This is a genomic window from Lachnoclostridium phytofermentans ISDg, assembly GCF_000018685.1.
GTDB classification, from domain to species: Bacteria; Bacillota; Clostridia; order Lachnospirales; family Lachnospiraceae; genus Lachnoclostridium; species Lachnoclostridium phytofermentans.
Map to the genome: position 1 here is coordinate 4060926 of NC_010001.1, position 18908 is coordinate 4079833.

Sequence of the window (18908 nt, forward strand, 5' to 3'; positions counted from 1 at the left end):
TCAGATGCGGTTATACTTCGTAACCTGGCTGGGGGCGCGGTTAATTTTATCGTCTATTATTACTGACAAGAGCTATGATAGCACATAACATAAAAAGCAGAACTGAATTAAATAGGTTATTCCTCTATCCAATAATCCAATTCTGCTACACATCAAAACATATCAATTGCTTCAAATATACTTAATTTCTTTCAACCCAGCCATCATCTGTTAAATAAATTTTTCCTATTTCCTTATCTGATGCATTTTCTATTATTTTCTTAGGATTTTTTGAGTACTCCACACTAACTTCTTGTTCGTTTATAGAAATGTGACTACCTCCAATAGCATTCAGTTTAATTACTTTGGCTAGCACTTTATCAAATTTATCATCCATGATGGAAAGTATTAACTGATCCACTTTTGTTTCATTATCAATTGTTGTACTTCTAGTTACCACTACCGCCTTACCAAGTTTACATGGTATGGTTTCTACCTGATATTGTCTAGTTAATGATTGACTATCTACGGTTTCATAAAGAATAACCTTACCATTCTGTAATTCAAATTCATTTATCGTTGGTGGAATTTCCATCAACTTATCCTGTTCTGATTGATAGGTTCGTTCTTCTTTACTGCACAGCTTCTCCATAATTACTTGGGGTAAAAAAGAGTATTTACTAATCTTAATATTAGTAACAGCACCATCTCTACTCGATATCTGTAGATATCCATTTGCATAGACATACTCTTTTATAATACTTCCATTGTTTTTGTAAAGGCTTATATCCTCTTCCCCATAGATACTTTGAACCTCTTCTACAGAACTCTGAACCCGAATCTTGCCCTCTGGTGAGAAACCAAAACCAATTTCAATAGTTTCTAGCTTACCACTATCCGAAAATTCAAGCACACTACAAGCATATTGATTTCCAAAGTAATTATGACTAATCTCAATTTCATTACTAACTTCAAATGCTTGATAAGAGATTTGCTTTTTCTTTAGATACTGAATCACCTCGAAATATGAAGTCCCTAAAGGAAAATCTCTAAGTTCATGATTCATGATTTGACTATCTTTGCTGGTTAACCCTACTGGCACTAAGTCTGCTGATAGTTTAATTTTCTCTCCACTAACTATTTTCTCGTACTCACCAAACCCTACCCCACAACCCCAAAAGGTACCATCTTTCTTTTGAATAATCATTTGAGGAATAGGAAGCCTTGCTTCACTTTGTCTCATTCCATAAGTTATCTTCGTAACTGTAGAATTAAATGCTACTTCACCGAGCCATACCATATTTACATCAGTAGCGATCTGTTGAGGGGTTTCTACAGTACCTTCTTCATAATTTCCAGTACCTAAGACTCCTTTTCTGTTATCTCCCCAAGTCCATAAAGTTCCATCCGAGCGGATTGCTGCGCATTGAAAGCTATCTGTGGAAATATAGATTGCATCTTCTAACATCTTCTTTGGTTCCGAAATCGGGGTGTTTTCATACCAATCTATTGTTCCCATCGAATCTGGTTTTTGACTATCATCCTTGGTATCTCCAATTTTCCATACAGTTCCGTCTTTTTTAAGTACTAGGATATGATATTCACCACATCTAGCATAAGCAACGTCCTTCATTAACAAAACAGGACGAATTGCACAGACATCGATAGAATGATTAAAATACGAGCCTACCTGTTTTATTCCCATAAGTCCATCAAAATTAGCCCCCATTCCATAGAGACTGCCATCTTCCGTTAGATATACAGCAAAATAATTTCTGCTAGCATCTACATGGACAACATTCTCTGCTATTTTCACTGGTTCCTTGGTATAATCAACATATGCCTCACCGAAATAACCTTGCACACTCTGACCAAGCTGTCCTGCACGATTATCACCTAGTCCCCATAGTATTCCTTCTTTATCTATAATATATTGATTCTCTGGTTGCACTACATTGGTAAGATAACAATCCGATAGCCTAAACTCTCCTGTAAGATGAAGTTCTTCCATAGAAACTCTGACAGGAACTTCTCTTTCATTCCCGAATAAATTATCTTTCCCGTACTCTTCATTAATTTGATTACTCTCTTTGTTTTGCTGATTCTCATGGCTTTGTTCACTGTCTGAATTCTGTGAGTTATGTTCTCCTTGTTTATTTTCGTTTTGTTCTTTATTTTCGTTTTGTTCTTTATTTTCTTTATTTATTTGATCTACCTCATTTAAATCTACCGCTGCTTCTTTTTGTTTCTCTAATCGAATATGAACATTATAAATCAAGACACTAACAAAGAATATAACTGCTGCTATCGTCAAAATACGTGCTCCTAGCTTTAAGAAAGATACTCCTCTTCCTTCTATTTTCTTTTGATTTCTTAAGTTCAAATAGACATAGTCATGCGTTTCTTCTGAACTAGTGTCATTTTTTCTTAGTTCTATTTGTTGAATCCGTGCTAACAACTCTTGCTTTGATTTCGATTGGTATTTCATTCCTTCATATACTGCTTTCATATTAATTTTTAAATCATTTTCATTAAGTTCTCCATACTGTTTTGACTCTTTTTTCATCAATACACCCCTCCTTTCATTTGAAACTTAAGTTTTTCCTTGGCTCTACGTAACTTCGTAGCTACCGTGTTACTATTCATCTCTAATATTTTTGCTATCTCAGCCAGAGTATACTCTTCATAATAATATAGATAAACTATCGTTCTCTCCTGCTCTTTTAACTTCATCAGTTGGTTATAAAGTTCCTTTTGCTCCAAGGTATACTCAATCCCACTGCTATACGGAATATCCTCTGTAAGTTCTGTGATTTTTCGAAACCACCCTGATTTTAAATAATTTTTACAATAATTTATTGTGACGCGAATTAACCACGCTTTTTCATGTTGCATTGACTCAAAGGTAACCTGTTTCTCTAATAGTTTTAAAAAAACTTCCTGTGTGATATCTTCTGCAGCTGAAATACTTCGTACCGAATTAAGCGCAATACGGTAAACCATATCTGAATACTGATGAAAACTTTCCGTTATGGAATGTTTTTCATAGGAACTCTCCACTGCCACTCCCCCCAATCTATATGATGTTTTCTTAACCTATTGTTAGAATAATTTTTAATCCTTTAATAAGAATACAACTCAGTTACCAATATTTGTTCATTATTTTTTATTTATTAGGTTGTTTTTATCTATTTACTACTATTTGTTCTTTCTCATTACTGTAATTTGCCTTTTTAAATAAGATAGATATTAATTTTATTTTCCTTATATTTACACAATAAAATAAAACGAGTGTTATAAATCAATTTTGAATTAACAAACTTTTGATTATAACACTCGTTTAATATTATTATTTCTTAGTATAATTAGTATAATTTAAGCACTACCTATAATACTCGCTAGATAAAAATCAATGATTCTAGATGATCCAATGGTAAAAATAATGCCACTCTCACATTACTTAGGCTGTCTTGGAAAGAATCCAGCGTTTGACACTGGTTCTCCTTTCACATACAAATGAGCTGTGTCTCCTACCTCCCTACAGCGAAAGAATGCTTCATTATTCATACGCTCTTCTGTTTCTATTATAGTAACTGAAGTAGGTGCAATAAAGAATCCGTGCCACATTAATTGTGCTGAGATTCCAAGTAGATGTGAAAGTATAACACAAGTAATTCCAAGGTGGCAAAATAGCACGATTGTATCATCACTTCCTGGTATAGCTCGGTATAATCTACCATCTCTTTGATATCCATGTTTTAATAAAAGTTCATCAAGTCCAGCAGCTACTTTTTCATACTCTTCCTTAACCGGTCCTGTCTTCATCAAATCATTGTCAAACCATCGATCTCTGTCGTAAAATTCCTCTTGTTTCGTCCAATAACCAGGCATAAAATCCCACGGTACCAACTTTTTTTCATTACCACCAAGTTCAATTGGAGCATCGAACTCTCTAAGCCAAGGTAATATCTCAGCTTCGGTACCTAATTTTCGTAATGTTGCTTTTGCTGTGTCTTTTGCCCTTCCAAGAGGTGAACAATAAATTGCCGAAATTGGAAGCTTGCTGATTCTTTCAGAAAGAAAATCCGCTTCTCTCCATCCTTTTTCAGTAAGTGAATCAATCGAATAATTTGGTTCTCCGTGTCTTATTAGAATTAGTTTCATACTTTTCCTCATTTCTGCGCTAATTTCATACCTCACAAGCGTAAAGATAGAACAGCCACAAACTTGGAGGTGAAATTATCACTCATCTTTTCGTGTTTTTTATTTTTTTTAAAGCTTAGGTGTAAAACTTGCGTAATTAAAGTAACATCTTATTTCTTATCTTATTTGTAACTCTAGTTGTAACCCTATTTGTAACCATATTTGTAACCATATTTGTGACCATAAGAATAGGACCGAACATTTCTATCTTTCATCACTATTTATTAATGAGACGATATATAAAATCTACTATATTTTCATTTAAACTCTTAGAATATATTAATTCACGAACCATAACAGGATTATCCGTAATGACATTATCAACACCTACATCGATCACTTTCTGTACACTACTCTCATTATTCACAGTCCAAGCATAGATTTCTTTCCCTTGACGGTGAATGTCATTTACCAATTTACTTGTTACAAAGGTAGCTTCAATGCTATAAACATCCGCATACTCCATGGTTAATAAGGAGCCGTATGCAACCGTTGTTATATAAACTGTTTTTATATCAGGTGCATATTCCTTCACCTGTTTTAAACAATCATAACTCATCGAGGCTACGACACAGTCACCCTCTACCTTATACTTTTTAATCAAGTCAACAACATTCTTTTCAAAATCGACTTCATGACCACTTGGCTTAAGTTCAATATTTAATTTAATCTTACCCCTTGTCTCCTTAATTACCTCTTCTAATGTAGATAATCTAACAGAAGAAAAGTCACTGTGAAACCAACTTCCAACGTCGATATCTTTAATCTCATCGTAGGTAACTTCCCATATATTTATATTTTTACCAGAGATTCGTTTCAAATTGGAATCATGCGCTACTACAATCACTCCATCCTTCGTCTGTTGAACATCAAGTTCTATATAATCCGCTCGTTGTTCTATTGCACTTTGGAATGCGGGCATGGTATTCTCTGGCGCTATACTAGAATTACCACGATGCGCGGACACCTGTGTATGTTCAAATAATTGTACATTCCAATCAAAATTTTTATTGGTTACAACAGATACGTAGAAGACATTTATCACTGCAGCAACTAATACGCTAAATACTAATACCTTTTTCAACTTATGGAATGTAATATCAGAAGAACGATAAGTTGGGATTTCCTCCCCTGCATATCTCTTTTGTTTATAATATAATGCACTGATAAATGCAAAAGATATAGCCACTGAAAAATTGGCAAACACGATTAATAGTAATAGTAGCACACCTGCAACAATAGCAAGTGTCATAGAATAGGCAATCGTTGAATTGGTTAACGATTTAATTACAAGAGCCACTGCACCAATGGAAAGAGAGGTAAATAGTAACACAATCAAAGTTATGGATATATTCCATACAATTAATCCTATGGCATGCTTAATATAACGTCCTTTATTCATTCGAAGGCTTTCTTTTCTTGCTTTTTTATAGTTACAACCTTCTAGTGTAAACGCATGAATACTAAAAATCCAGCGCAATGCAATAATAGCAAAAAGGATCATACATAAAATAAATAGTACCGAAAGCAACCGATTGTTGTTGATATAATCCATAATAAATTCTGGTATTTTGATACTTGAAATATAACCAGACACTATCGCAAAATTCGTAATCGGGATAATAAATAAAACAAATACAACAATTAGTCCATTCCTTCTCCTAAATAATCGAAAAGCAGATCGATAGCCAGCCTGAAACATTTGTGCAACCGTCATCTTATTATTATGAAACGAAGCATGAAAACATTGAACTAAGGCAGTCATCTCAAATAAAGTAAATAATGTTACAGCCAATAAGACAATTAAGCTGATACCTATCGTTGTAGGCCTTCTTAGAAACTCGAAAAAATTATCATTAGTTAGATATTGTTCTCCCGAAAGCTTTAAGGCAAGATTTAACATACCAAGAAGCAATGGAGTAAATACAGTGGATCCAATTAATTTATAAAATAATTCAAATAGTAATACAGTTTTATAGTTCTTTTTTAACAAACGAAATGCTAAGGTATATTTGTTCACAGGCGTTTCCTTCTAATTCTCAATAATTTCAGTTATGATACTTTCTATTTCCTTTGGCGAAGTTACAACATAGTCTGGTTTCACTACCCATGTGGAAGCATCTGAACCGCTGTAATTCACTCCAATTGTAATTATTTTCACAGTACTATTTGTGTTCTTTTCACTTAACTGTTCTAACAAGCACTTTTCTGCATTCTTAGCAAAAATAACATCTTCTGCATGATCTCCAATATAAATTAATACGGAATCTTCATAATCTACCCCTAGCTTCGATAGACATTTTAAATATCCCGAAGGGTTCGGCTTTTGTTCATTAAAACCAACTTCGTCCACACCGATAATCACAGGAAAGAACGATGCTAGTCCATAGGAATCTAAAGTATTTTCTATGTTTTTTGAACTATTTTGAGAGCATATTCCCTGGGCTTTTACTGGCAACCTTGGAATTATTTCAAGTAATCCCTGAAACAACTCTGCATTTAAATCATCCTGTAGCTGATAAGGACTCCAAAGCTTCCCTGCCTCTTCAATCTGTTCCATAGACAACCCATATGCATGTTCATATAATTCTTTCCAGTTCTTATATTTATAATTTGCTTTTTGATATTCATCAATTGAGGTTAGCGCTATCGGCATATGTTGCTCGATTTCAGGTATAAAGTGCTTTAATACCTCTTTTGTAACGCGTATATTTTTTTTAGTACTATCGACTAAAGTACCATCATAATCCCACAGTATCGCTGCTAATCTCATACTGATTCCCCCTTTTCCTTCTACTATAACTCAAGATAGTTCTTTAAGTTATCGATGTCTTCTTCCATACGTCTTCTTCAGTACGTTTCCTATCACAATGACCTTTTCTTCGATATATAAGAAAATACTTTTCCTTCCATAATCTTCACATACAACCATAATAACATGTTTCAAATGACTGTCAATGCTAATTATAAATCAAGGAGAAACAAATATGTGCTACAGGCATGGCAAATTCTCCATACCTCGAATCTCTGGATTATGCTGTTAGTATTTCGTCATATAAGAAATTGTATTATCCGACTTGATGAATTTCGCACAAGTCCAGAAATGAAGATATTCTGTATTAAATGATTTCCCCATATTCTCCGCCAAATGTTTATGTGATATATTTCTCTAGCATCGCTTCCAAACGTCTTTGTAACTCGACTCGAACATAATTAGGTTCTATGCAAGTTAACTTGTTTCCGAAACTCATTAGAATACCATAACCATAGTCATCGTCAATAAAATTAATCTTTAAAAACAAGACGGTGGGGCTCAATGCTGTGAAGTTTTTCTTGCCCCCTGTGTCCGTAGTAGGAAAAAGTTACTGTATGCTTTTGTTCCATTGCGGATTTAACAATATCCAATACCTTGTTTAAATCTTTACCTCTTATCCACGAGGATAGGTCAAAGAAAATTTGATCTGTTTTTACAGTTATATCATCCGCCAGTTCTTCAGATATAAAGCTTCTTAACTTAGCATGTGCTGTTGTAATATCTTTACCCGACAGCGCACTTTGAACAACTCCAAGTCCCATCAGCATTGTACTAATATCATCTGCTGTAAAGATACCTTTTTCTATTTTATATTGTTCTATAATACTGATTCCTCCGCCGATACCAGAAGTGGTTAATATCGGAATCCCGGCTACATTAATTGCTTCAATATCCCGATAAATTGTTCGAAGCGATACCTCAAACATTTCTGCAAGCTCTTTTCCTGTTACTTTTTCCCTTTGTAAAAGTAGCATTACGATTGCTAGCATTCGTTCAAACTTCATAATTACACCTTGTACTTTATTTTAATTGACTGACATATAGATGTCAACAATACTTGGTTATAATAGAAATAAACCCAACAGGAGGATATTCGTATTGAAAAAACTATTTTTATCTTCATCGTTTAAGGATGTTGCAAATTTGTTCCCAGAGTTCGCATCCAGCGATTTAACAGAAAAAACTGTAACCTTTATTCCCACTGCTGCATTACACGAAAAAATGAATTTCTACGTAAAGTCAGGCAGGAAAGCACTGGAGAAACTGGGGCTTAAAGTGGATGAACTGGAGATTTCCACAGCAACGCAATCTGATATATTAAGCAAACTGCAAAACAACGATTTTATTTATGTTTCTGGTGGAAATACCTTCTTTTTACTTCAAGAGCTACGAAGAGTGGGAGCTGACAAAATAATTATGGAGCAAATCGAATCCGGGAAGATTTATATTGGTGAATCAGCTGGTTCAATGATTCTATCTCCCAATATTGAATATGTGAAAGATATGGACGATTACAAGAAGGCTAATGATTTAACTAACTTTAATGCCTTAAACATTATTGATTTTTATCCATTACCACACTATAATTGTTTCCCATTTCAGAAAACAGTAGAAAAAATTATTTCTAAGTATAAAGACACTTTGGTTTTGACACCTATTAATAACTCTCAAGTAATACTGATTAATGGTAGTGATATAAGAATTGGCGAATAAGTGCGAAGTCACTTTGTCGCACCGAACCAGTAGGGTGAGTGTGCATCCCTCGGAGAGTTTTTGATTTATAGGAAATTGTATTGTAATTTCCTATAAATTAAAAAAGCACCCTCTTTCAGGGTGCCACACTTTTACCTAACTGCTACAGCTATTAATTTTACTAATTTTTTAAAGCCGTTAACCGGAATCGAACCGGTGACCTATTCATTACGAGTGAATCGCACTACCGACTGTGCTATAACGGCATAATATTTTGATATGATTTAAAATTAAACCTATCCTCGAGGCGACAAGATTCGAACTTGCGGCTTCTACGTCCCGAACGTAGCGCTCTACCAAACTGAGCCACGCCTCGAATTGTGACTGTTGTATGTACAAGGAAAAAGAAGCAGGTCGCTATGATATTATGCTACAATTTATTTTAATTGTCAAGACCAAATAAAGGAAAATAATTCAATTAAATTAGCTATAACATTAGATGAAACCAAGGAAGATAGTATCTCAAAAAAGAACTTTTTGATCTATCTCCTTGGTTCACTCATGTAGTTAAATAATAACGTAAGTTTTATTTATCGATGCTCTCCCATATAACAAATACCGATTGCACCAGGACCGGAATGAGCTCCAATACTTGGGCTTACTGTATTCACAATAATGTCGTCGGTATGTAACTTTTCCTTTATGAGATTTACTAAGAAATTAGCATCCTCTTCGACATCTCCATGTACAACACAGATAACATTATTCTCGTTCTTATATTTTCCCATGGTAGATAGCATATTATCCACTAATGTAGCTAGTGATTTCTTTCTTCCACGAGTAGTTCCATTCGATACAAGCTGACCTTCGTTGTTAACGACCAAAATAGGCTTAATATTTATCATAGATCCTACAATAGCTGTTGCCTTAGAAACTCGACCACCTCTATGAAGATGATGTAAATCATCTACGGTAAATTGAACACAAAATTCTAATTTATGTTCTTCAATCCAGGCAGCTACTTCATCGATACTCTTGCCCTGCTCTCTCATCGCGGCAGCTTTCATTATAACCATACCTTGACCTAAGGATACATTCAAGGTATCAATAACAATAATCTTAGCGCCTTCATTTTCCTCACATACTTCTTTTGCACCTACCATAACATTGTTACAGCCACCACTAAGTGCAGATGAAAAACTAATATGAAGAACATCATACCCCTCACTAACATATTTCTGAAAGGTTTCGCGAATTACGGCAGGGTTACTTGCCATAGTTGTTGGCATAACACCTGCACGCATTTTATCATAGAATTCTTTCGCAGATAATAAATGGTCCTCCCCGTAAGTTATGCCTTCTAAATCATAATAATGAGAGATAATACCAATATTTTTCTCTTTAATGTAGGATGGCAATAAATCCGAATTGGAATCTGTTGTAATGACAAACTCTTTCATTTGGTCCTATCCTTTCCTTTCTCTACCGATTAGTAACAAACAATGATGCCGCCTTCATTTGCATATAAGCTAGAAATACCGCCCGTGTTTGCTATAAAACATTTTGCAAAAGGAATACACTTCATAATTTCTTCTTTTACAAATATTGCACGTTCAAAATTATTACAGTGTGAAATGCCAAGAACACGGTTCTTTGCATCAATCACATCCTCTTCCATATATTTTACCATCTTTAGTAGTGCTTTTTCAATCCCACGAGCCTGATCAATTTTAACAATATTTCCATCATCAGCTCCCATAATAGGTTTAATATTGAGAGCACTACAAATAACTGCGGTTAAGTTACTTAATCTACCATTTTTTCTTAACGTATCTAAGGTCTCTAAAACAAACTTTGTTTTTAATCCATCACGGAACTCATTTACTTTAGATACTACTTCAGAGAAGGAAAATCCTTTTTCAATCAACTCTTGAATCTTCATTGCGATAAGGGTCTGGCCAACCGATGCAGATTTGGAATCAACCACTTCGATGTTTTTATTTGGATGATCTTCTAAATATAACTTTTTAGCAAGTTCCGCACTATTATAGGATCCACTTAAACGAGAGGATAAGGTTACCACATAGATATCTTCTGCTTCATCAAAATGAGACATATAACTGTCTGGAGACGGACAGGATGATTTCGGACAATTCTTGCTATCGTTCATTTTCCGTAAAAAATCAATCTGATTAAATGTCTCGTCGTCGATAATGTTTTCTTCTTCTATTTGAATGGACAATGCTACTTTTACAATATGTTCATCCTGTTGTAACTCCATTGGTAAATCAGTACAACTGTCGCATAAAATTTTATAAGACATAATAGTCCTCCTGTCAATTGTAAATATTGTGATGATGTCTTTATCACGTAGTAATTATCTATCACATAACGTAGTTTTAAATACTATATAATATCATATCATAGTTTTTTAATTTTGAAAAGTGAAAATTTTAAAAACAAAAAGTGATTTTATCTAAGTAAATACGCATCGCCTTGCAAAAAAAGGATGAGCAATCTAAATAAAAAAAGCAATAGAAAGCCCGTTAATTTGCTTTCTATTGCTTACTAAATGCTTTTAACAGAACCATTTATTATTCTGGGTAAAAAAATGAACTCTATTCATTTTTTTATTATTTCCCTTGAAAGATTACTCCTCACAATATAAATGTCTTGGAAGTCCCTCAACCATAATTGGAGTAAGTTCTGCCTGAATTAATGGTCTTGCATAATTAATGAAATCCTGTGTTACATAATAATTTGGAACGTCAATCCATTCCATAGGTACACGTTTTTCTACGTTAGCAATTGCCTTTATGTCATAGATATCGGTAGTACACTGATATGGTTCATCACTAACACGTTTTAAGGTAATCATCTTGCCAGTCTCACCTTCATAAGCTGCTTTTACTGCTGCACCACCAACTTGGAATGCTTCTGAAATATCCGTACGTGATACGATATGAGAGGCACAACGTTGCAAGGTACTAAATTCAATCGCACGTGCTTTACAGCCAAGCTCACCAGCCACTAAGTTAGCTAATACACGACCTGTACCAGAAAGCTGTTTATGCCCAAACGCATCGACACTGCCATTTGCATCTCCGACCTCACAAACATATCTACCATCTGCAAGACGAACACCCTCTGAAACAGCAATCACTACGGACTTCTTACGCTTTTGAATTTCATCCACTTTTTGTATAAAGTCTTTCGTATCAAATGGAACTTCCGGAAGAAGAATCATATCCGGTCCTTCGCAGTCTTCACTCTTAGCAAGAGCAGCTGCACCAGTTAACCACCCAGCATTTCTACCCATGATTTCTAAAATAGTAACGCTTTTAATATCATAAACTAATCCATCACGAATTACCTCTTTTGTAATTGAAGCAATGTATTTTGCCGCACTACCAAAACCAGGAGTATGATCCGTTGCAGCTAAGTCATTATCGATTGTTTTTGGTACGCCCATAAAACGAATGTGACTTCCTGTCATTTCTGCATACTCAGATAATTTCTTGATAGTATCCATGGAATCATTACCACCAATATAGAAGAAATACTCAATGTTTAATTCATGAAGCTTTTGAAAGATGGTCTCATAAACTTCTTTGTTCACGGAAACTTCAGGAAGCTTATATCTGCATGAACCAAGATAAGAAGAAGGTGTACGCTTTAATAACTCGAGGTCGAGATTGCTCTTAATATGATCGGATAAGTCAACAATCTGCCCGTTAAGAAAGCCCTGAATACCATGTTGCATACCGTAGACTTTATTAGCCCCTCGATCCATTGCTGTTTTGTATACCCCCGCCAAACTTGAATTAATAACCGCTGTTGGTCCTCCAGACTGTCCAACAATGACATTGCCACTCATGTAATTGCCTCCTCATTTTTAGTTGTGTCCCATTTAGTTACCATAACGCCATGTATGGAATTTGCACTCTATGTACAAATTGCACAATTTTGCGCAATCGCGCTCACTACGAGATTATAGCAGATGATTTTTGATAATACAATATTAAAAGGTGTTAAATAATAAACTTATCATGCACTTTTAACAAAAAACTATTCTAAATTTCACTCTTTTAACGATATTTAAGATATTTTTACCAAAAACTTGTTAACGATACGGACATAGAATTAGGGTCACGGATAGCAAAAATGCCAATTCGTAACCCCATAAATTCCTAATATTTAAAATATGGAACTGTAAATATTTCTTATAATAATGCTAAAATTACAAAGTTTGCAATAAATAAACCTGTTGCCACCCAAAGTACCGGTGTTACCTCTTTTACTTTTCCCTTAACACATTTTACAATAATATAGAAGATAAATCCTCCTGCAATACCATAGGAAATACTATAGCAAAGAGCTGTGAAGGCACCTGCAAAGAACGCTGGTATAGCTTCTTCTAAGTTATCCCAATCTACCTGCTTAAACGCGGAAAGCATCATAACACCAACAACAATAAGAGCTGGAGCGGTAGCTGCAAAAGGAATTGCACTTACATATGGAGCAAAGAATGCACTAACTGCAAACAAAATAGCTACCACTACACTGGTTAAGCCAGTACGTCCACCTGCATTAATACCTGCTGCACTCTCTACGTAAGTAGTAGTATTCGAAGTACCAAAGATAGCACCAATGCTGGTTGCTGTAGCATCTGCAAATAAAGCCTTGTCCATCTTAGACTTAAATCCTGCACTATTTTCAAGTGCTTCTTCATCCTCTTTAGAGAAGATTCCTGTTTTACGACCAGTTCCAATAAATGTTCCGATGGTATCAAAGGTATCTGATAAACTAAATGCAAAGATTGTCATTAATACAAGAGGAATTCTGCTTGCATCCGAAAATAAATGCTGAATACCTTCTTTACCAAATGCAGCACCAAAAGTTTCTGGTAACTGACTTAATGCTTCACTAAAACTTATCGAATCTGCTGTCTTTGTTACGCCAAAAGGAATACCAAGTAATGTAGTTACGAGAATACCGATAAAGATGGCACCCTTTACGTTTAATAATAAAAGAATAACAGTAAGTACAAGTCCAACTACAGTTAAAATAACGGCTGGATTATTAAAAGTTGCAATGCTAGGAACAATTGGATCACCAACAAAGATAACTAGTCCTGAATTAACAATTGCAATATATGCTACGAAAATACCGATTCCGCCACCGATAGCATGCTGTAAGCTTTCCGGAATGGATTTAATAATTAACTTACGAAGTTTTGTTACCGTAATAAAAATATTAAACAAACCACAGATAAATACCATTGCCAAAGCTTCCTGCCAGCTAAACTTAAGACCAAAGCATACGGTAAATACGAAAAATGCATTTAGTCCCATTCCTGGTGCCTGTGCATATGGAACATTAGCAACAAGTCCCATAATTAAAGTTCCGACGATAGATGCTAATATAGTTGCTAAAAATACCGCTCCCCATGGCATTCCAGTCTTTGATAACATCCCTGGATTTACTGTGATAATGTACGCCATTGCAAAAAATGTAGTGAAACCTGCTATTACTTCTGTACGCACGTTTGTATTGTTCTGCTTCAATTTAAAAAAGCGTTCCATAAATACTTCCTCCTATTATAATTTATTCAAGGAGCTTTACTCCTTAACAGGTACCCCTGTTTGAATCATAAAAAACGCTAGTAAGGCAATGAAACCGACTAACACGTGCTTTCATTCTTAAAGTTCATAGCACCCTTACACTGTTTTCTTATAATGTTTATAAATATACAATTAGTATAATTATTTGCATATTTAAACAAATAACTTTTCTCAATACACGCTCATTTTATCAATAGCGCTCTCAACTGTCAAGCATTAAAAGATAGAATTTTGTAATAAAAGGACGAAATAACACTAAATTTTGATTTTTACTTTAATCCGCTAAGAAGCCTGATTTCACTGAAATTTTTGTAATTATTCCAGCTTATTTTATTTATAAGTGACACTTATTTATCTCGTTGATATTTTAATTTATTCCTATTTTTTTACATATTAAATAAAATAAAAAACCCGCATTGCAGATTTTTTCCCACAATGCAGGTTGTAATTTTATACATACATATTTGAGTTAATTTCTTTATTTTAATTCTTTTTATCAAGATCATCCTCATTAAAACATTCCTCAATTGCAGCACCTGGTGCAACCATAGGCCAAACTTTATCATCATTATCAATGATACAATCTATTACGACTGGTTCGTTTAAAGAAAGTGCTTCTTTTAATACAGGTTCCACTTCTTCTTTTTTGGTAATTCGGAAAGCCTTTGCTCCCATAGCTTCTGCTAGCTTTACAAAATCCACTTTATCATTCAGAATCGTTTGAGAATAACGTCTTCCATAGAAGAGTGTCTGCCACTGACGAACCATTCCAAGAACGTGATTATTAAATATTACCTGTATAACTGGAATATTGTATCTTGTCGCAGTTGCAATCTCGTTCATATTCATACGGAAGCAACCATCACCAGCAATATTAATTACTGTCTTATCTGGCATTCCGACCTTTGCTCCAAGACTTGCCCCTAAGCCGTATCCCATTGTCCCTAATCCACCCGAAGTAATAAATGTTCTAGGATTTCTATATTTAATGTACTGTGCTGCCCACATCTGGTGCTGTCCTACCTCAGTTGTAATAATTGCATTCTCACCTGCAAGTTCATCAATTTTTTCTAAGATGTAAGGACCTGTTAAAACATTATTCTGATAAGTTAATGGATGTTTTTTCTTGCTTTCTTCAACTTTTTTCATCCATTCTTCATGTGATTGTTGTTCTAACTTCTCATTTAGTAAACGAAGAACTGCTTTGATATCTCCAATTAACCGTTTGTCTATAACAACATTCTTATTAATCTCAACCGGATCGATATCAATATGTATCTTCTTCGCATTTTGTGCAAACCTTGTAGCATTTCCAGTTACTCGGTCGCTAAAACGCGTTCCGATTGCTATAAATAAATCACATTCCGTAACACTTAAATTCGAAGTTTTTGTACCATGCATTCCAAGCATTCCGGTATACCTTGTATGGTTTCCTGGAAATGCACCTTTTCCCATCAAAGAATCTGTAACCGGGCAATCTAAGAGCTCTACAAATTCCATCAACTCTTTTTCTGCTCCCGATATAATAGCACCGCCGCCTACAAATACCATAGGTTTCTTACAACCACGAAGTAAGGCTAAAGTCTCATTCAAATCTTTACTAGTTACTTTTAGATATTCGTCATAGGTAATCTCTTCTGGTTCAGCCTCCACGTATTCATATTTTGCTGCTGTAACATCCTTTGTAATATCAATCAAAACAGGACCTGGTCTTCCACTCTTTGCTATCTTAAATGCACGACGGATCGTATCAGCAAGCTTCGTAATATCTTTCACAATAAAATTATGCTTTGTGATTGGCATCGTGATTCCCGCAATGTCAACCTCTTGAAAGCTGTCTTTACCAAGAAGAGGTACAGGAACGTTACCTGTAATTGCAACCATAGGAACAGAATCCATATAAGCGGTTGCGATACCAGTTACTAAATTCGTTGCACCTGGACCTGACGTTGCAAGACATACACCGACTTTTCCGGTTGCTCGTGCATAGCCATCCGCAGCATGGGAAGCCCCTTGTTCATGGGAAGTTAAAATATGTCTTATCTCGTCCTGATGACGATAAAGCTCATCATAAATGTTAAGCACCTGACCACCTGGATATCCAAATATGGTGTCAACGCCTTGTTCTTTCAAGCACTCAATTAAAATTTGCGAACCGGTTAATAACATACTGCACCTCTTTCTATAGTATCATTTTTTCAATCTTTTAATCTTGCCACTTCTGCAATCTCCAATCAGTGAAGAACTCTTTTTTGCGTGTGAATCACAAACAGAAGATAGTAAGCTTTATCTTAATCTTTCTTACTTAACACGTGGAACTTCTAAAATTGCACCACGATTTCCAGAGGTAACCATAGCAGTATAACGTGCAAGGTAACCCGTCGTAATTTTGGGCTCTCTTGGGCTCCAATTGACTCTTCTTCTCTCTAACTCCTCGTCGGATACTACGAAGTTAAGAGAATTATTCGGTATATCAATTTTGATGATATCCCCCTCCTCTATGAGAGCGATATTACCACCAACCGCTGCTTCCGGTGATACGTGACCTATCGATGCACCTCTGGATGCACCAGAGAAACGGCCATCTGTAATTAATGCAACAGAAGAACCAAGTCCCATACCTGCAATAGCAGAGGTAGGGTTTAGCATTTCTCGCATACCAGGTCCACCCTTTGGTCCTTCATATCGAATTACTACGACATCTCCCGCAACAATTTTCCCACTCTTAATTGCGTCAATTGCATCCTCTTCACAATCAAATACTCTTGCAGGTCCAACATGCACCATCATCTCAGGTGCTACAGCAGAGCGTTTTACTACACCGGAGTCTGGCGCTAGATTACCCTTTAACACTGCGATTCCACCAGTTTGACTATATGGATTTTCAATTGGACGAATTGTATCTGGATCTCTATTTACACAGCCTTCAATATTCTCTTTAATAGTCTTACCTGTACAAGTAATTAGGTCTGTATACAATAATCCCTTCTTATCAAGTTCATTCATAACAGCATAGACACCGCCGGCTTCATTCAAATCTTCCATGTAAGTATGACCAGCCGGAGCAAGGTGACATAGGTTTGGAGTCTTTGCACTGATTTCATTTGCGATATCTACATTTAAATCAACTCCTGCCTCATGAGCAATGGCTGGTAGGTGTAACATACTGTTTGTAGAACAGCCAAGTGCCATATCGACTGCCAACGCATTAAGAAAAGCCTTCTCTGACATAATATCTCTTGGACGTATATTATTCTGTAGAAGCTCCATAATCTTCATACCGGCATGTTTTGCAAGTCGAATACGTTCAGAGTATACTGCTGGAATTGTTCCATTTCCTTTCAGTCCCATTCCTAGCGCCTCTGTTAAACAGTTCATACTGTTTGCCGTATACATTCCGGAGCAAGATCCGCAGGTTGGGCAAACTTTATTTTCAAATTCCTCAACTTCCTCTTCCGTCATCTTACCAGCTGCATGTGCGCCAACTGCTTCAAACATACTGCTAAGGCTTCTCTTTTCTCCGTGAACACGACCTGCAAGCATTGGTCCTCCACTTACAAATATGGTAGGAATATTTACTCTAGCTGCTGCCATAAGTAAACCTGGAACATTCTTATCACAGTTTGGAACCATTACTAAAGCATCAAAACTATGTGCCATTGCCATTGCTTCAGTAGAATCAGCAATCAAATCCCTCGTTACTAGGGAATATTTCATACCGATATGTCCCATCGCAATTCCATCACATACTGCAATCGCTGGAAATACGATTGGTGTTCCTCCTGCCATCGCAACTCCTAATTTCACGGCTTCCACTATCTTATCTAAGTTCATATGTCCTGGTACAATTTCATTATAAGAACTTACAATACCTATGAGTGGTTTATCTAGTTCTTCCTTGGTTAATCCCAACGCATTAAATAAAGATCGATGAGGTGCTTGTTGTATCCCTTTGGTTACTGCATCACTTTTCATATCTCTATACACCTTTCTTTCTGTAATTTCTTTATTCTTAATCTCAACCAATCACACATTTCAAATCTTATAATCAAACCAACAAAGTGAGTCCACGTCTCTTTGATATTAAAAAAACGCCCGCCATAAGCAAGGATGCTTAGGGCGAACGTAATATCCGTGGTACCACCTAATTTCAGAATTTCTTCTGCTCTCTACAGTACAGGTTGCTCCTTATGAAGCAGAACCAATACTGTTTCCTTTTAACGGTGGACATCCGTTGAAGCCTACTAAGTAACTACTGTTCGGTTCAAAGCTCCGAGGCTACTTCCCGGTACATAAGCACTCCTGTACCATATGGCTATAAGTTCCCTTTTACCACTACTACGAATCTCCCGAAGACTTTCACCAGCCGTCTCCTCTCTTTGCTTCGATTCCGTAAGTACTCCTCCTCATCAACGCCTTTAAACTATTGATTTTTGTATTCAGTTATAACCAAAACTCTCCAAAAATTCTATTTGTATTGCAGTATAGTCTAGCAGAACTTTATTTTAAAGTCAACTGTCTTTTCAATATTAATATTTTATGGCAGATATAACTTTTAATACTTAAACAAGCCCTGAATATAACTAAAAAGAGCT

Annotated in this window: 14 protein-coding genes and 2 tRNA genes; 1 reads left to right on the forward strand and 15 read right to left on the reverse strand. The window is 35.6% G+C overall.

Annotated elements, in window-relative coordinates; genetic code table 11:
• Positions 1-181 precede the first annotated feature (181 nt).
• From CPHY_RS21010 to CPHY_RS17300, 7 genes are all read right to left on the reverse strand, one after another.
• Entirely contained in the window at positions 182-2545 is a 2364-nt protein-coding gene (locus tag CPHY_RS21010; protein ID WP_012201338.1) for an RCC1 domain-containing protein, read from the reverse strand.
• The gene (locus tag CPHY_RS17280) at positions 2545-3039 is read right to left on the reverse strand and encodes an RNA polymerase sigma factor (protein ID WP_012201339.1); all 495 of its coding nucleotides are present in this window, start codon (positions 3037-3039) and stop codon (positions 2545-2547) included. Before CPHY_RS17280 ends, CPHY_RS21010 begins: the two co-directional genes overlap by 1 nt.
• Before the next feature lie 396 nt (positions 3040-3435).
• Positions 3436-4143 carry a histidine phosphatase family protein gene (locus tag CPHY_RS17285; RefSeq protein ID WP_012201340.1) on the reverse strand — a complete coding sequence of 236 codons (708 nt, stop codon included), beginning with the start codon at positions 4141-4143 and terminating at the stop codon, positions 3436-3438.
• A gap of 256 nt (positions 4144-4399) precedes the next feature.
• Complete coding sequence (locus tag CPHY_RS17290; protein WP_012201341.1) at positions 4400-6202, reverse strand: glycerophosphodiester phosphodiesterase; 1803 nt, start codon at positions 6200-6202, stop codon at positions 4400-4402.
• Between the two features lie 12 nt (positions 6203-6214).
• Positions 6215-6955 (reverse strand): HAD family hydrolase, encoded by a 741-nt coding sequence (locus CPHY_RS17295; RefSeq protein WP_012201342.1) that lies wholly within the window; start codon positions 6953-6955, stop codon positions 6215-6217.
• Between the two features lie 379 nt (positions 6956-7334).
• Positions 7335-7433 carry a hypothetical protein gene (locus CPHY_RS22725; protein WP_456297496.1) on the reverse strand — a complete coding sequence of 33 codons (99 nt, stop codon included), beginning with the start codon at positions 7431-7433 and terminating at the stop codon, positions 7335-7337.
• Positions 7434-7467: 34 nt separating this feature from the next.
• The gene (locus CPHY_RS17300; protein ID WP_012201343.1) at positions 7468-8001 is read right to left on the reverse strand and encodes a helix-turn-helix transcriptional regulator; all 534 of its coding nucleotides are present in this window, start codon (positions 7999-8001) and stop codon (positions 7468-7470) included.
• Between the two features lie 94 nt (positions 8002-8095).
• Between CPHY_RS17300 and CPHY_RS17305 the strand changes: the two genes are divergently transcribed.
• Positions 8096-8710, forward strand: a complete 615-nt coding sequence (locus CPHY_RS17305; RefSeq protein WP_012201344.1) for a Type 1 glutamine amidotransferase-like domain-containing protein — start codon at positions 8096-8098, stop codon at positions 8708-8710.
• A 172-nt stretch (positions 8711-8882) separates the two neighbouring features.
• On the opposite strand, the gene CPHY_RS17310 is transcribed toward CPHY_RS17305, so the two are convergent.
• From CPHY_RS17310 to ilvD, 8 genes are all read right to left on the reverse strand, one after another.
• Positions 8883-8955 (reverse strand) — tRNA-Thr (locus CPHY_RS17310).
• A gap of 36 nt (positions 8956-8991) precedes the next feature.
• A tRNA-Pro gene (locus CPHY_RS17315) sits at positions 8992-9065 on the reverse strand.
• A 214-nt stretch (positions 9066-9279) separates the two neighbouring features.
• Positions 9280-10149 carry a DegV family protein gene (locus tag CPHY_RS17320; RefSeq protein WP_012201345.1) on the reverse strand — a complete coding sequence of 290 codons (870 nt, stop codon included), beginning with the start codon at positions 10147-10149 and terminating at the stop codon, positions 9280-9282.
• A 29-nt stretch (positions 10150-10178) separates the two neighbouring features.
• On the reverse strand, positions 10179-11012 hold the full coding sequence (locus CPHY_RS17325) for a DegV family protein (RefSeq protein WP_012201346.1): 834 nt from the start codon (positions 11010-11012) through the stop codon (positions 10179-10181).
• A gap of 327 nt (positions 11013-11339) precedes the next feature.
• A complete protein-coding gene (locus CPHY_RS17330; protein WP_012201347.1) occupies positions 11340-12566 on the reverse strand; it encodes a 6-phosphofructokinase in 1227 nt (408 codons plus the stop codon).
• Positions 12567-12912: 346 nt separating this feature from the next.
• A complete protein-coding gene (locus CPHY_RS17335; protein ID WP_012201348.1) occupies positions 12913-14274 on the reverse strand; it encodes an NCS2 family permease in 1362 nt (453 codons plus the stop codon).
• Positions 14275-14796: 522 nt separating this feature from the next.
• A complete protein-coding gene (gene ilvB / locus CPHY_RS17340) occupies positions 14797-16482 on the reverse strand; it encodes a biosynthetic-type acetolactate synthase large subunit (RefSeq protein WP_012201349.1) in 1686 nt (561 codons plus the stop codon).
• 132 nt (positions 16483-16614) lie between these two features.
• Entirely contained in the window at positions 16615-18288 is a 1674-nt protein-coding gene (gene ilvD, locus CPHY_RS17345; RefSeq protein ID WP_012201350.1) for a dihydroxy-acid dehydratase, read from the reverse strand.
• Between the last annotated feature and the right edge of the window lie 620 nt (positions 18289-18908).